Source organism: Serratia sp. BNK-4 (genome assembly GCF_048685115.1).
GTDB classification, from domain to species: Bacteria; Pseudomonadota; Gammaproteobacteria; order Enterobacterales; family Enterobacteriaceae; genus Serratia; species Serratia bockelmannii.
Genome location: NZ_JBLQTM010000001.1, coordinates 4768881 through 4784281 on the forward strand (window position 1 = coordinate 4768881; position 15401 = coordinate 4784281).

At 58.0% G+C, this 15401-nt stretch carries 13 protein-coding genes; 7 read left to right on the forward strand and 6 right to left on the reverse strand.

Going from position 1 to position 15401, the window contains the following annotated elements; genetic code table 11:
- Positions 1-59: 59 nt before the first annotated feature.
- From rbsB to kup, 5 genes are all read right to left on the reverse strand, one after another.
- Positions 60-947: a ribose ABC transporter substrate-binding protein RbsB gene (gene rbsB, locus ACMGGW_RS22645; protein ID WP_025304729.1), complete on the reverse strand. Its 888-nt coding sequence runs from the start codon at positions 945-947 to the stop codon at positions 60-62.
- Positions 948-971: 24 nt separating this feature from the next.
- Positions 972-1940, reverse strand: coding sequence for a ribose ABC transporter permease (gene rbsC, locus ACMGGW_RS22650; RefSeq protein WP_025304730.1), 969 nt, complete (start codon positions 1938-1940; stop codon positions 972-974).
- Between the two features lie 6 nt (positions 1941-1946).
- Positions 1947-3452, reverse strand: coding sequence for a ribose ABC transporter ATP-binding protein RbsA (rbsA, locus tag ACMGGW_RS22655; RefSeq protein ID WP_025304731.1), 1506 nt, complete (start codon positions 3450-3452; stop codon positions 1947-1949).
- Between the two features lie 7 nt (positions 3453-3459).
- A complete protein-coding gene (rbsD, locus tag ACMGGW_RS22660; RefSeq protein ID WP_147823466.1) occupies positions 3460-3879 on the reverse strand; it encodes a D-ribose pyranase in 420 nt (139 codons plus the stop codon).
- Between the two features lie 170 nt (positions 3880-4049).
- Positions 4050-5918 (reverse strand): low affinity potassium transporter Kup, encoded by a 1869-nt coding sequence (gene kup / locus ACMGGW_RS22665; RefSeq protein ID WP_089196370.1) that lies wholly within the window; start codon positions 5916-5918, stop codon positions 4050-4052.
- Between the two features lie 283 nt (positions 5919-6201).
- Between kup and ravA the strand changes: the two genes are divergently transcribed.
- Positions 6202-7710, forward strand: coding sequence for an ATPase RavA (gene ravA, locus ACMGGW_RS22670; RefSeq protein WP_025304733.1), 1509 nt, complete (start codon positions 6202-6204; stop codon positions 7708-7710).
- A 2-nt stretch (positions 7711-7712) separates the two neighbouring features.
- Positions 7713-9176, forward strand: coding sequence for an ATPase RavA stimulator ViaA (gene viaA / locus ACMGGW_RS22675; RefSeq protein WP_004933781.1), 1464 nt, complete (start codon positions 7713-7715; stop codon positions 9174-9176).
- A gap of 4 nt (positions 9177-9180) precedes the next feature.
- Here the strand turns inward: viaA and asnA are convergent, their stop codons facing one another.
- Positions 9181-10173, reverse strand: coding sequence for an aspartate--ammonia ligase (gene asnA / locus ACMGGW_RS22680; protein WP_060434930.1), 993 nt, complete (start codon positions 10171-10173; stop codon positions 9181-9183).
- Between the two features lie 155 nt (positions 10174-10328).
- Between asnA and asnC the strand changes: the two genes are divergently transcribed.
- From asnC to atpI, 5 genes are all read left to right on the forward strand, one after another.
- Positions 10329-10790, forward strand: a complete 462-nt coding sequence (gene asnC / locus ACMGGW_RS22685; RefSeq protein ID WP_004933786.1) for a transcriptional regulator AsnC — start codon at positions 10329-10331, stop codon at positions 10788-10790.
- A 100-nt stretch (positions 10791-10890) separates the two neighbouring features.
- On the forward strand, positions 10891-11331 hold the full coding sequence (gene mioC, locus ACMGGW_RS22690; RefSeq protein WP_049207101.1) for an FMN-binding protein MioC: 441 nt from the start codon (positions 10891-10893) through the stop codon (positions 11329-11331).
- 380 nt (positions 11332-11711) lie between these two features.
- Positions 11712-13601: a tRNA uridine-5-carboxymethylaminomethyl(34) synthesis enzyme MnmG gene (gene mnmG, locus ACMGGW_RS22695; RefSeq protein ID WP_043140713.1), complete on the forward strand. Its 1890-nt coding sequence runs from the start codon at positions 11712-11714 to the stop codon at positions 13599-13601.
- Positions 13602-13739: 138 nt separating this feature from the next.
- Positions 13740-14360 carry a 16S rRNA (guanine(527)-N(7))-methyltransferase RsmG gene (gene rsmG / locus ACMGGW_RS22700; protein WP_025304738.1) on the forward strand — a complete coding sequence of 207 codons (621 nt, stop codon included), beginning with the start codon at positions 13740-13742 and terminating at the stop codon, positions 14358-14360.
- 639 nt (positions 14361-14999) lie between these two features.
- Positions 15000-15383: a F0F1 ATP synthase subunit I gene (gene atpI / locus ACMGGW_RS22705; RefSeq protein WP_025304739.1), complete on the forward strand. Its 384-nt coding sequence runs from the start codon at positions 15000-15002 to the stop codon at positions 15381-15383.
- Positions 15384-15401: the final 18 nt, after the last annotated feature.

The following is a 15401-nucleotide window of genomic DNA, read 5'->3' on the forward strand; positions in this document are numbered from 1 at the left end:
CATTGATTCCTGAATTGCGCGCCATCGTAAACGCCCCGTTCCGATGGCGCTGGTATGACTTACTGAGTGACCAGTTTCAAATCGACCGGGATAGTCGCCGGCACTTTTTCGCCTTTCAGCACTTTATCGGCGGTTTCCACGCCGATCACGCCGATCTGATCGGGACGCTGCGCCACCGTCGCCGCCAGCTTGCCGCCTTCGACCGCTTTCACGCCGTCAGCGGTGCCGTCGAAGCCTACCACGATCACGTCGGTTTTACCGGCGGTTTGCAGCGCGCGCAGCGCACCCAGCGCCATTTCATCGTTCTGGGCGAACACCGCCTGCACATCCGGGTGCGCGGTCAGCAGGTTCTGCATCACGTTCAGGCCCTTGGTGCGATCGAAATCGGCCGGCTGACTGGCCAACAGTTTGAATTTATTCTGATCCAGCGACTGCTTGAAGCCTTCACCGCGTTCACGCGCGGCAGAGGTGCCGGCGATGCCTTCCAGCTGAATCACCTTGGCATCGGCGCCCGCTTTCTTGGCGATGAAATCACCGGCCATTTTGCCGCCCACGCGGTTATCCGAAGCGATGTGGCTCACCACGTCACCCTTGCTCGCCACGCGGTCCAGCGTGATGACCGGGATCTTAGCCTGGTTGGCCATCTTGATGGCGTTACCCACCGCATCGGAGTCGGTCGGGTTGATCAACAGCAGCTTGGGCGCCCGCACCATCAGATCCTGCACGTTGGCCAGCTCTTTCGCTGGGTTGTTCTGGGAATCCAGCACCACCAGGTTGTAGCCCAGCTTGTTGGCCTCTTGCTGCGCCCCATCCTTCATCGAGACGAAGAACGGGTTGTTGAGGGTGGACACCACCAGCGCGATGGTGTCTTTGGCCATGGCATTGGCGCTCAGGGTGGCGCTCAGCGCGATGGCGGAAGCTAAGGTTGCCAGTTTTTTCATTTTCATCATCGTGATTCCTGTAGGGGGAGGTTACTTGTTGCTTTTGTTATCTACCAGAACCGCCAGCAGTATCACCACTGCCTTCACGATCATTTGGTAGTAGGAAGAAACACCCAATAAATTCAGGCCGTTGTTCAGGAAGCCGAGGATCAGCGCCCCGATCAGCGTGCCGACGATGCGCCCCTTGCCGCCGGCCAGGCTGGTGCCGCCCAGCACCACGGCGGCGATGGCGTCCAGCTCATAGCCGGTGCCGGCGGTCGGCTGCGCCGACGACAGGCGCGCCACTTCGATCACCCCGGCCAGCGCCGCCAGCAGGCCGCACAGCGAGTAGACGATAATCTTCACTTTATCGACGCTAATGCCGGACAGGCGGGTCGCCGCTTCGTTGCCGCCCAGGGCATAAATATAGCGGCCCAGGCGCGTATGGTGCAGCATATACCAGGCGGCGATGAACACGATCGCCATGATCCAGATCGGTGTAGGCACGCCCAGCGGGCGGCCGATGCCGAACCAGCCGAAGGTGTCGGCCACGTCGGTGAAACCGGTGTTGACCGGGCTACCGTTGGTGTACACCATGGTGACGCCGCGCAGCAGCAGCATCATCACCAGCGTGGCGATAAAGGCCTGCACTTTGCCTTTGGCGACGATCACCCCGGTGCAGGCGCCAATCGCAGCGCCCAGCGCCAATGCCGCCGCCACCGCCACCAGCGCGTTGACCTCAAAGCCGACGATCGACGCCGCCACCGCGCCGGTCAGGGCCAACAGCGATCCTACCGACAGATCGATGCCGGACGTGAGGATCACCAGCGTCATCCCCACCGCCATGATGGCGTTCACCGAAGTCTGCTGCAGAATATTGAACAGGTTGTTCAGGGTGAAGAAGTTCGGGCTCATGGAAGAGACCACGGCGATCAGCACCAGCAGCGCAATCAACGACTTCTGCTCTAACAGCCACTCTTTACTGAACCAGCGCTTGGCTGCGATAGTCTGGGAACTCATATCTGATTACTCCTGCTTTACGCCGTATTGCTTGCCGACGGCTGCCGCCATCAACGCTTCCTGGGTGGCCTGTTCAATCGGGAACTCGCCGCTGAGATGCCCTTCGTGCATCACCAGAATGCGATCGCTCATGCCCATCACCTCCGGCATTTCCGAAGACACCAGAATGATGCTCAGCCCTTCCTGCTTGAACTGGTTGATTAACTGATAGATCTCTTTTTTGGCGCCGACGTCGACACCGCGCGTCGGCTCATCGAGGATCAGCACTTTCGGCCGGGTCATCAAACCACGGGCGATCGCCACTTTTTGCTGGTTGCCGCCGGAAAGCAGGCCGATCGGCTGCTCCATCGACGGCGTTTTGATATTGAACAGGCGGATGAAATCCCCCACCGCCTGCCGCTCGTCGGCCTGTTTCAGGCTGCCGTCGGCGCGGCTGAAGTAGCGCAGCGCGGTCAGCGACATGTTTTCCTTCACCGACATGCCCAGCACCAGGCCGTCGCGCTTGCGGTCTTCCGAGATATAGACGATGCCGTTCGCCAACCCGTCCTGCGGCGAGTGGGTGACCACGTCGCGGCCGTCCAGGCTGACGGTGCCGGCCTTACGCGGCGCGGCGCCGTACAGGATCTTCATCAATTCAGTGCGCCCGGCGCCCATCAGCCCGGCCACGCCGAGGATCTCGCCGCGGTACAGCGTAAAGCTGACGTCTTCAACGCCGGGTCCGGAAAGGTGGCTGACGTCCAGCCGCTTTTCCCCGCGCGGCAAATCAAGGCGCGGGTATTGTTCTTCCAGCTTGCGGCCGACCATCATCTCTATCAGCGAATCTTCCTGCAGCTCGCTCACCGGCCGCTCAGCGATGAACTGCCCGTCGCGGAACACGGTCACGTCGTCGCAGATTTCAAAAATCTCTTTCAGGCGGTGCGAGATATACACGATGCCGCGCCCTTCGGCCTTCAGTTCATTGATCACCTTGAACAGCGAGGCGGTTTCGGTGTCGGTCAGCGCATCGGTCGGTTCGTCCATGATGATCACTTTCGATTCGAAGCTCAGCACCTTGGCGATCTCCACCATCTGCTGATCGCCAATCGACAGCTCACCCACCAGCCGGTGGCTGCTGTAACGCAGGTTGAGACGCGCCAACAAGCGATCGGCCTCGGCGTACATGCGCTTCCAGTCAATGCGGCCGAAACGGTTGACGAACTCGCGGCCGAGGAAGATGTTTTCCGCAATCGTCAGCTGCGGGATCAGGTTCAGCTCCTGATGGATAATGCCGATGCCCGCTTCCTGCGAATCCTTAGGCCCGTTGAATACCACCTCTTTACCGAGAAAATACTGACTGCCGGCGTCTTTCTGGTAGATGCCGGTCAGCACTTTCATCATGGTGGACTTCCCGGCGCCGTTTTCCCCCACCAGCGCCATCACCTTGCCGGGATAAACACTGAGGGCGGCGCCGGAAAGCGCCTTCACGCCGGGAAAGGCTTTATCAATCCCTTTCAGTTGCAGTAAAGGTTGCATACGCGCCTCAGAAAGTTACGCCGGCGCACAGGATCACGTTCGCGTAAGGCGAACACTCTCCGCTGCGGATCACCGCCCGGCTGTGCTCGGTTTGCGCTTTAAACGCCTGATGGCTGATATAGCGCACGCTGATGGTATTACCCTGGCGTTGGCCCAGTGCGGTCAGTTCAGCCAACAATGCCTCGTGGAGCGACGGATTTTGTTTCACGATCTCTTCCGCCAGGATGGCGTTTTCTACCTGCATCTCTTGCGTGACCGCCGCGAACACCTGCATGAAGGTCGGCACGCCCTGCGTCAGCGCCAGATCGATGCGCTGCGTCGCCGCCGGTATCGGCAGGCCCGCATCGCACAAGGTGAGCTGATCGGTGTGCCCCAGCCGGGCAATCACGGCAGACACGTCGGAATTCAGTAATACGCCTTTTTTCATCTTCTCACTCCGCTAGCGAAACGTTTCGCTCTCTGGAGGAGTTTAAAAAAACGGCAGGGGAAGGCAACCGGGACAATGCAGAAGTGTGATCGCTATCGAAACGTTTCGTTCGCGCGTGGAAAAAGCGCAAACAAAAGGGGCTCAGCCATGCTGAGCCCCTGTCAGGCGGGTTAGATCTCGACCTGCGTGCCGAGCTCGATGACCCGGTTCGGCGGGATCTCAAACTGATCCGGCGCGCGCAGCGCGTTGCGGCTCAGAGCGACGAACAGCTTGCCGCGCAGGTAGAGGTACCATGGCCGCTTGGTGAGGATCAGCGACTCATGGGACATGAAGAACGACGTCTCCGACATGCGGCACGGCAACCCTTCCAGCCCGCAGCGGTGGAACACTTCCTCGACGTTCGGCGTTTCGCGCCAGCCGTAGCTGGCCACCACCCGCCAGAAGGTCGGCGACAGCTGTTCGATGGTCACCCGGCGCACGTTGTGCACGTAAGGCGCATCCTCGGTGCGCAGCGTCAGCAGCACCACGCGTTCATGCAGCACCTTGTTGTGCTTCAGGTTGTGCAGCAGCGCAAAAGGAATGACGTTGGTGGCGCGCGACAGGAACACCGCGGTACCCGGCACCCGCACCGGCGGCGATTTCTCCAGCGAGGCGATCATCGCCTCCAGCGAGTTGCCGTGTTCGTGCAGGCGGCGCAGCAGGCGGAAGCGCTCGCTCTTCCAGGTGGTCATAATGATGAACATCACCAGCGCCAAGGTCAGCGGCAACCAACCGCCAGAGAACAGCTTCAGGGCGTTGGCGGAGAACATCGGCACGTCAATGATCAGCAATATGGTCACGATGCCGATCGCCAGGAAGCGGTTCCAGTGCCAGTTGTTGATCGCCACCGAGGTGACCAGAATGCTGGTCAGCACCATGGTGCCGGTGACGGCGATACCATAAGCCGCCGCCAGGTTGCTGGAGTGCTCGAAACCTATGATCACCAGCACCACCGAGAGATACAGCGTCCAGTTGATCACCGGAATGTAGATCTGGCCGGATTCCATTTCCGAGGTGTGAATGATGCGCATCGGCGACAAATACCCCAGGCGCACCGCCTGGCGGGTCAGCGAGAAGACGCCGGAAATCACCGCCTGCGAAGCGATAACCGTCGCCAGGGTCGCCAAAATCAGCAGCGGGATCAGCGCCCAGTCGGGCGCCAGCAGGAAGAACGGGTTTTTGATCGCCTCAGGGTTTTTCAGCAGCAGCGCCCCCTGGCCGAAGTAGTTGAGCACCAGCGAAGGCAGCACCACGGTGAACCAGGCCAGGCGGATCGGGAACTTGCCGAAGTGCCCCATGTCGGCATACAGCGCCTCAACGCCGGTGATAGACAGCACCACCGCCCCCAGCGCGAAGAACGACACCTTCTTATATTCCATAAAGAAGTTGAGCGCCCATTTGGGATTCAGCGCCTGCAGCACTTCCGGGTTCGAAATGATGCTGCGCGCGCCCAGCACCGCCAACACGATGAACCACAGCAGCATTACCGGGGCGAACAGCTTGCCGACGCTGCCGGTGCCGTGTTTTTGGATAACGAACAGCAGGGTCAGCACCAGAATCGAGAGCGGGACGATATAGGCGTCGAGCGCAGGCGCGGCGATTTCCAACCCCTCTATCGCCGACATCACCGAGATCGCCGGGGTGATCACCACCTCGCCATAGAAGAAGCTGCCGCCGATCAGGCCCAGTATCACCAGCACTGCGGTGGTGCGCGCCGAGGTATTTCGCCCGGCCAGCGACATCAGCGTCAAAATGCCGCCTTCGCCGGCGTTGTCCGCCCGCATCACGTAGGTAAGATATTTGAGGGAAACGATCACGATCAGCATCCAGAAAATCAGCGACAGGAAGCCGAAAACCACGTCTGGACGAACATCGAAGCCGTAATGGCCGGAGAAACACTCTCTCAACGTATAGAGAGGACTGGTGCCGATATCACCGTAGACCACGCCGATGGCAGCCAGGGTTACCGCCGATAGGGACTGCTTATGCTCTGCGCTCATAATTCGTTTCTTTATCAGAACATCCGTTAGCGATGCATCCGCATCAGGCAAAATACGGGCTCAAAGATCCGTCACGCCCACCAGAAAGCCGCACAGTATGCACCATTTATACGGCTTGCCTACCCTTATATCAGAGCCGAAAAATAAACAAAATGTGAACCGGATATCCGACTCAACTGAGAAAAATTTTACTAATCAATAAGCTATACCATTAAAAATAATGGTGGTTTATCATCGAATTATCGACCAAGATTGGCTAACTCTCGGACAATACGACGATTATATGACGCCATCATCCCTTCTGGCAGAACGAATTTCCCGCCTCAGCAGCGCGCTGGAGAGCGGCCTCTATGAGCGGCAAGAGGCAATCCGCCTGTGCCTGCTGGCGGCGCTGAGCGGCGAAAGCGTATTCTTGCTCGGCCCGCCCGGCATCGCCAAGAGCCTGATCGCGCGCCGGCTGAAGTTTGCCTTCCGCAACGCCCGCTCCTTTGAATACCTGATGACGCGCTTTTCCACGCCGGAAGAGGTCTTCGGCCCGCTCTCGATTCAGGCGCTGAAAGACGAAGGGCGCTATCAGCGCCTGACCGCCGGCTATCTGCCGGAAGCGGAGATCGTGTTTCTGGACGAGATCTGGAAGGCCGGCCCGGCGATCCTCAACACCCTGCTGACGGCGATCAACGAACGGCGCTTTCGCAACGGCAACAGCGAAGAACCGATCCCGCTGCGCCTGCTGGTCACCGCCTCCAACGAACTGCCCGAAGCGGACAACAGCCTCGAAGCCTTATATGACCGTATGCTTATCCGCCTGTGGCTGGACAAGGTGCAGGATAAACAGAATTTCCGCTCGCTGCTGGTCAACCGCCAGAGCGAAAGCCAAAACCCGGTGCCGGCGGCGCTGAGCATCAGCGACGAAGAGTTTCTGCAGTGGCAGCCGCAGATCGACAAGGTGGCGCTGCCGGAAGCCTGCTTTGAGCTGATTTTCCAGCTGCGTCAGCGGCTGGACGCGCTGGAGCAGGCGCCATACGTCTCCGATCGGCGCTGGAAAAAAGCCCTGCGTCTGCTGCAGGCCTGCGCCTTCTTCAGCGGGCGCGATGCCATCGCCCCGCTCGACCTGATGCTATTGAAAGACTGCCTGTGGCACGATCTCACCTCGCTGAAGCTGCTGCAACAGCAGATCGATCAGCTGCTGACCGAGTCGGCCTATCAGCAGCAGTCGATGCTGATCCAGTTGCAACAGATCCATACCCGCTGGCTGCAGGACCAGCAGCAGCAAAGCGATCGGCAGGCCATCAGCCTGGTGAAAAAGGGCGGCATGTTCAGCCGCAAACCGCAATATGCGCCGGCCACGCCGTTCGCCGGCGGCACCCTCACCCTGCTGCTGCAAAAACCGCTGCAGCTGCATGACATTCAGGTCAACCATCTGAGCATTGAGAGCAGCGTGCTGGATAACTGGCTGCAAAAAGGCGGCGACGTGCGCGCCAAGCTGAACGGCATTGGCTTCGCGCAGCCGATCGATTTGGACGTCGATGACCAACTGCACCTGACGGTGCTGGACGTCAGCCGCCAGCCTTCGCTGCTGGCGCTGCCGGGCAAACAGGCCACCGCCACGCCGCAGGCGCTGCTGGATGAAATGGACGCGTTGGCCCAGCGCCTGGCGGAGCAGCGCCGCGCCTTCAGCCAACATCAGCCCTGTCTGTTCACGCCTGCCGCTGGCCTGGCCAAGATCGAAGCCAGTCTGCTGCAGGTCGCGGAACAGGTTAAACAGCAACAGCAGCAAATGCGCGGCCAGTAACCATGCTCAGTCTGGAGACGCTCGATCTGCTTCTGGCGATCACCGAAGGCGAGATGATCGAGGAGATGATCGTCGGCATGCTGGCGGCGCCGCAGCTGTCGGTGTTCTTTAAAAAGTTTCCGGCCCTTCGCCGGGCGCTGGATCGCGATCTGCCACGCTGGAAACTGCAGCTCAAGGAGCGTCTGCAGGAGGCCATGGTGCCGCCGGCGCTGGCGCAGGAATTTTACCGCTACCAACAGTGCCAGCTGGAGAACAACACCCAGTTCTATCACAACCTCAATGACACGATGGAGCTTCTGCGTCAGCTGGTCTCGCCGTTTTATGAACAGGCACGCGCTCTGGTGGACGCCGCCGATCTGCCCAATCACCCGCTGGACGACAGCTTCCAAACCCTGTTCTTGCAGCGCTGGCGCATCAGCCTGACGCTGCAGGCCACTATGCTGCACCACCAGTTGCTGGAACAAGAGCGCGAGCAGCTGATGGCGGAACTGCAGGAGCGCCTGGCGCTGAGCGGCGCGCTGGAGCCGCTGCTGTCGGAAAACGACACCGCCGCCGGCAGGCTGTGGGACATGAGCAAAGGCCAGCTGCAGCGCGGCGATTACCAGCGGCTGGTGGAGTATGGCAACTTTTTGCAGCAGCAGCCGGAGCTGAAAAAGCTGGCGCAGCAGCTGGGCCGCAGCTATCAGGCCAAGGCGGTGCAGCAACAGGACGCGCAGCCGGAGCCGTTCAGGGTCATGGTGCAGGTGCCGGCCACGCTGCCGGAAGAAGTGAGCGGCATTCATCAGAGCGACGACATCCTGCGTCTGCTGCCGCCGGAGCTGGCGACGCTGGGGATTGAAGAGCTGGAATTCGAGTTTTATCGCCGTCTGTTGGAAAAGCGACTGCTGAGCTACCGTCTGCAGGGCGACGTCTGGCAGGAACAGATCCTGATCCGTCAGGTCACCCACCAGCAGCAGGATCAGCAGCCGCGCGGGCCGTTTATCGTCTGCGTGGACACCTCAGGATCGATGGGCGGCTTCAACGAACAGTGCGCCAAGGCGTTCTGTCTGGCGCTGCTGCGCATTGCGCTGGCGGACAACCGCCGCTGCTACATCATGCTGTTCGCCAACCAGATCGTGCATTACGAACTCACCGCCGCCAGCGGCATCGAGCAGGCCGTGCGTTTTCTCGGTCAGCAGTTTCGCGGCGGCACCGATCTGGCGGCCTGCTTGAACGCCACCGTCACCAAAATGGCGGAGAGCGGCTGGTTCGACGCCGATGCGGTGATCATTTCCGATTTTATCGCCCAGCGGTTGCCGGAGGAGGTAATAAAGAAGGTGAAACAACAGCAGCAAAGCCACCAGCAGCGTTTCCATGCGGTGGCGATGTCCGCCTACGGCAAACCCGGCATCATGCGCATCTTCGATCATATCTGGCGCTTTGATACCGGGCTGAAAAGCCGTTTAATGCGCCGATGGCGGCGCTAGGCGGTTAGAGCAGGCCTTCGACCGCCCCGCGCACTTCCGGCGACCACACGCCGCACTGCACCTGGCCGATATGCGACAGCTGCAACAGCAGCATCACCAAACGCGACTGACCGATGCCGCCGCCGATGGTCTGCGGCATATCGCCGCGCAACAGCGACTGGTGCCATTCCAGCTTCATGCGTTCTTCATCGCCGGTCAGCGCCAGCTGATGTTTCAGCGCCGTGGCGTCGACGCGGATGCCCATGGAAGACAGCTCGAAAGCGTCCTGCAGCACCGGGTTCCACACCACGATATCGCCGTTCAGGCCCGCCAGGCCATCCGCCGTCGGGGTGGTCCAGTCATCATAATCCGGCGCACGCACATCGTGCGATTTGCCGTGCGACAGCTTGCCGCCGATGCCGATCAGGAACACCGCGCCCAATTCTTTGGCGATCGCCCGCTCACGCCCTTTGGCGTCCAGATCCGGATAGCGCTGCAGCAGGGTTTCGCTGTGTACGAAGTGGATCTGTTCCGGCAGGAACGGGGTCAGGCCATGCTCACGGCTGACTTCCGCTTCCGTCGCCTTGATCGCGGCGTAAATGCTGCGCACGGTGCTTTTCAGGTAGTCCAGGCTGCGCTCACCGTCGCCCATCACCCGCTCCCAGTCCCACTGATCGACGTACACCGAGTGGATTGGCGTCAGGCGGTCCTCATCCGGGCGCAGCGCCTTCATATGGGTATACAGGCCCTCGCCGGCGCCGAAATCGTAGCTGCCCAGGGTTTTGCGTTTCCATTTCGCCAGCGAATGCACCACTTCGAAGGTGGCGTCAGGCAGAGTTTTGACCTTAACCTGCACCGCTTTCTCGCTGCCGGAAAGGTTATCCTGCGTGCCGTCGCCCAGACGGCTGAGGATCGGCGCTTGCACTTCGATCAGGCCGAGCTGTTGCTCCAGCTGGCGGGAGAAGAAGGATTTGACCTGGCTGATTTGTTGTTGTTTTTGGATAAACTGTTTTTTCATTGCCGTATCTCTTGTAAACCTGTCTCTGTTGACATCGATTAAGCAACAAAATGACACGTCAATTCAATATCCATTAATCAATATTGCCTTTTCACTTTTAATCGTTCATTTTTACCCGGACAGAATTCAACAATCGTTAATTAATGGGGGATTAAATGGCGGAAATTTATCAGATCGATAATCTCGATCGCGGCATCCTCAACGCCCTGATGGACAATGCGCGCACACCGTACGCTGAACTGGCGAAAAACTTCGCCGTCAGCCCCGGCACCATTCATGTGCGGGTGGAGAAGATGAAACAGGCCGGGATCATCACCGGCGCGCGCATCGACGTCAGCCCCAAACAGCTGGGCTACGACGTGTGCTGCTTTATCGGCATTATATTGAAGAGCGCCAAGGACTACCCTTCGGCGCTGAAGAAGCTGGAAAGCCTGGAAGAAGTGGTGGAGGCCTATTACACCACCGGCCACTACAGCGTCTTTATTAAGGTAATGTGTCGATCGATCGACGCGTTGCAACAGGTACTTATCAACAAGATCCAGACCATCGACGAGATCCAGTCAACCGAAACGCTGATCTCGCTGCAGAACCCCATTATGCGCACCATCGTGCCGTAACCCGCCAAATTGCATACCCACATTATCCACAGGTAGATCCCAGCCGATTCACAGCGTACAATGCAGCCACTTTGAGTGAGAAGGTTGGGATCGTTGGTTCATGGCAGACATTACTCTGATCAGTGGCAGTACGCTTGGCAGCGCCGAATACGTGGCTGAACATTTGGCTGAAAAGCTGGAAGACGCGGGTTTCTCTACCGAGATGCTGCACGGCCCTGAACTGGATGAACTGTCGTTGAATGGCCGCTGGCTGGTGGTCTCTTCCACGCACGGCGCCGGCGAGCTGCCGGATAACCTTCAGCCGCTGTTGGAACAGATCGCTGAGCAGCAGCCGGATCTTTCCGAGGTGCAGTTCGGCGCCGTCGGTTTGGGCAGTTCGGAATACGATACCTTCTGCGGCGCGATCAAACAGATCGACGATCTGTTGATCGCCAGAGGCGCTAAAAGGATCGGCGATCGTCTCGAGATCGACGTGACCGAGCATGAAATTCCCGAGGATCCGGCCGAGGAATGGGTAAAAAACTGGATTAACTTACTCTAATTCGTCTAAAGATCGCGCGAACGATTGTGGATAACTAAGCTTAAAAGCAGGGTAAAAGCCGTAGTTATCCCAATAACAACCGTAGTGCGCTTTTTGTCCTGTGCATAACAAGCCTTTTAGATCCCAGCTTATCTGCGTCGGGATCACCGATCATTCACAGCAAACGATCCTCCTTAATCTGCTGATCTTCATCGTGAATAGTCACTTATCCACAGAGGATCGCGATCCTAATAAGAGATCTAATAAAGAGATCTTTAAATAAAAAAGATCTTCTTTTAATTACCGACGATCCTGACCACTTGGTCGATCGTCTAAACTTGAGTAGAATCCCCGACCCCAGGGCAAATACGATCGTTCGCAATACGGCGAGGTGCAGTTCCATGTTTTATCCAGATCAATTTGACGTCATCATCATCGGTGGTGGCCATGCAGGTACCGAGGCCGCCATGGCCGCGGCGCGCATGGGACGTCAGACTTTATTATTGACACACAATATCGATACGCTGGGACAGATGTCCTGTAACCCGGCGATTGGCGGTATTGGTAAAGGGCATCTGGTTAAGGAAATTGATGCACTCGGCGGCCTGATGGCGACGGCGATCGACCACGCCGGCATCCAGTTTAGGATACTAAACGCCAGCAAAGGCCCAGCCGTTCGCGCCACACGCGCTCAGGCGGATCGCGTGCTGTATCGCCAGGCGATCCGTACCGCGTTGGAGAACCAACCCAATCTGATGATCTTCCAACAGCCGGTTGAAGATCTGATCGTCGAAAACGATCGCGTCGTGGGCGCCGTCACCCAAATGGGTCTGAAATTCCGCGCCAAAGCGGTGGTATTGACCGTAGGCACCTTCCTGGACGGCAAGATCCATATCGGTCTGGAAAATTACAGCGGCGGCCGCGCCGGGGATCCTCCTTCGATCTCGCTGTCGCAACGTTTGCGAGAACTGCCGCTGCGCGTTAACCGCTTGAAAACCGGTACGCCGCCGCGCATTGACGCCCGTACTATCGATTTCAGCGTACTGGCGCCACAACACGGCGATACGCCGGTGCCGGTATTCTCGTTCCTGGGCGATGCCAGCCAACACCCGGAACAAATGGCGTGCTACATCACCCATACCAACGAAAAAACGCATGACGTGATCCGCAACAACCTCGATCGCAGCCCGATGTATGCCGGGATCATCGAAGGGATCGGCCCACGTTACTGCCCGTCGATCGAAGACAAGGTCATGCGCTTTGCCGATCGCAATGCGCACCAGATCTTCCTCGAGCCGGAAGGTCTGACCAGCAACGAGATTTACCCTAACGGGATCTCCACCAGCCTGCCGTTCGACGTACAGATGCAGATCGTCCGTTCGATGGAAGGAATGCAGAACGCGCGTATTATTCGCCCTGGTTATGCTATCGAGTACGATTTCTTCGATCCGCGCGACCTGAAACCGACGCTGGAAAGCAAATTCATTCAGGGGCTGTTCTTCGCCGGCCAGATTAACGGCACCACCGGGTATGAAGAAGCCGCCGCACAGGGTCTGCTGGCCGGTCTGAACGCCGGTCGCTTCGCCGCCGAACAAGAAGGCTGGGCGCCACGTCGCGATCAGGCTTATCTCGGCGTGCTGGTGGACGACCTCAGCACCCTCGGCACCAAAGAACCGTACCGCATGTTTACCTCACGCGCCGAGTATCGTCTGATGCTGCGCGAAGACAACGCCGATCTCCGCCTGACGGAAAAAGGCCGCGAGCTGGGTCTGGTGGACGATGTGCGTTGGGCGCGTTACAGCGAGAAGCTGGAGCGAATCGAACGCGAACGTCAACGCCTGCGCGACATCTGGATGCACCCGCACGCCGAGAACGTCGAACAGGTCAATGCCTTGCTGAAAGCACCGCTGTCGCGCGAAGCGAACGGCGAAGAGCTGCTGCGCCGCCCGGAGATGGATTACGCGCAGTTGACCGGCACCGACGCCTTCGCACCGCCGCTGGACGACGTACAAGCGGCCGAACAGGTCGAGATCCAGGTCAAATACGAGGGCTACATCGCTCGCCAACAGGAAGAGATCGAAAAACAGCAGCGCAACGAGAATACCGTGCTGCCGTTGGATCTCGACTACCGTCAGGTTTCGGGGCTGTCGAACGAAGTGATCGCCAAACTGAACGATCACAAACCGAACTCCATCGGCCAGGCTTCGCGCATCTCCGGCATTACGCCGGCGGCGATCTCGATTTTGCTGATCTGGCTGAAAAAGCAGGGACTGCTGCGCCGCAGCGCATAAATCCCGCATCCAGGCGGCCGTTTGTTCATCCCGTAGCCAAACGGCCGCTGACATCACTTGCGCCCTGAATTATCATAGTCGCCTCATTGCGCCAGCTAACCATCCGCTGGTCGTTCAGCGCCTGCCAGAGGATCCGTTGTGCAAAAAAAATTAGACTCGCTGCTTGCGGCAGCTGGCATTGAGCTGCCCGATCAGCAGAAACAGCAACTGCTGGGCTATGTCGGCATGCTGGATAAGTGGAACAAGGCTTATAACCTCACGTCGGTGCGCGATCCGCAGCAAATGCTGGTGCGCCACATTCTCGACAGCATCGTGGTCAACCCGCATCTGCAAGGCTCGCGTTTCATCGATGTCGGCACCGGCCCCGGTTTACCGGGCATTCCGCTGGCGATCGTGCGCCCGGACGCGCATTTCACGCTGCTCGACAGCCTGGGCAAGCGCGTGCGTTTCCTGCGCCAGGTGCAGCATGAGCTGGGTCTGAACAATATCGAGCCGGTGCAGAGCCGCGTCGAAGCGTTCCCCGCCGAGCCGCCGTTCGACGGCGTGATAAGCCGGGCGTTCGCTTCGTTGCAGGATATGCTGTCCTGGTGTCATCACCTGCCGGCGAAAGGGCAGGGGCGTTTTTACGCATTGAAAGGCGTGCGCCCGGATGAAGAATTGGCGCACTTGCCGGAAGGCGTCAGCCTGGAATCCATTGTGCGGCTTCAGGTGCCTGAATTGGAAGGTGAACGCCATCTGGTGGTGCTTAAGGCAAACTGAGTTTGTTTTTGATCAAACAAGCGTGAATTAAAGGTAGTACTAAGCGTAAAGATAAGCAGGCTAATTAATTGGTCGCTTTTTTTAGTTAATTTACTTTCTATTAACACAAAAAACGCGGCTAATTAGCGACAATAGAGTAATTGCATTTTGAAATAGTCACGTTAGCAATCATGTGCGAAAGATTGGCCTTTGCTGCTAATGTTAATTGGCTGTTGGAATATTGCCTCGCTGCTTGTCAATAAAAGGTTTTCGTCGGGTATACGGATTGTTTTTGAACAGTTAACTGATAATGTTTTGATTTATATAATCTTTTGATCGCTCAAATTGCTAAAGACGGTTTGGTTGACCATCGGCTATAAATCAGGAAGGGGTATTACTGTGATCGGCTTCGCGTTTCTAAACGCAACGCTGGAATAATCAGACAATTAAATGCGTCCTATTATTCCGACCGTTTTCTTGTGAAAATAGGCTGGAATAGGGAAATTTAAATAATTGTTCACCTTTTCGCTACTTATCGATTGAATTCGTTGGTATGCCCCGTATAATTTGCTCGTTTTTTGCTGCTTGACTCAGGACAGCAAAAACAGTTGTATACGTCACTCAGCATACCCCCTCAGGGGTACGGAGAGAACAAACGTCATGTCTGTGTCCCTTTACAGCGGGAAAGTCGCACGCAAACTGCTGTTTTTGCAGTTAATGACTTTTGTTCTGATCAGCGTTGCTTTCTGGCTGAAAAGCCCGGAATGGAGCGCTTCGGCGCTGGCAGGCGGTCTCGCCGCCTGGTTGCCGAGTGCAATGTTTATGCTGTTTGCCTTGCGCCATCAGGCGCAAACGCCGGCGCCCGGTAGGGTTGCCTGGTCGTTCGCCATCGGCGAGGGGCTAAAGGTCGTGATCACCATCGTTTTGCTGATCGTGGCGCTGGGGGTGTTCAAGGCGGAGTTTATACCGCTTGGCCTGACCTATTTAGCGGTGTTAGTGGTGCAGATAGTGGCACCGGCCGTGATTAACAGTTACCGAAATTAACTAAATAAAGGGTAGAGG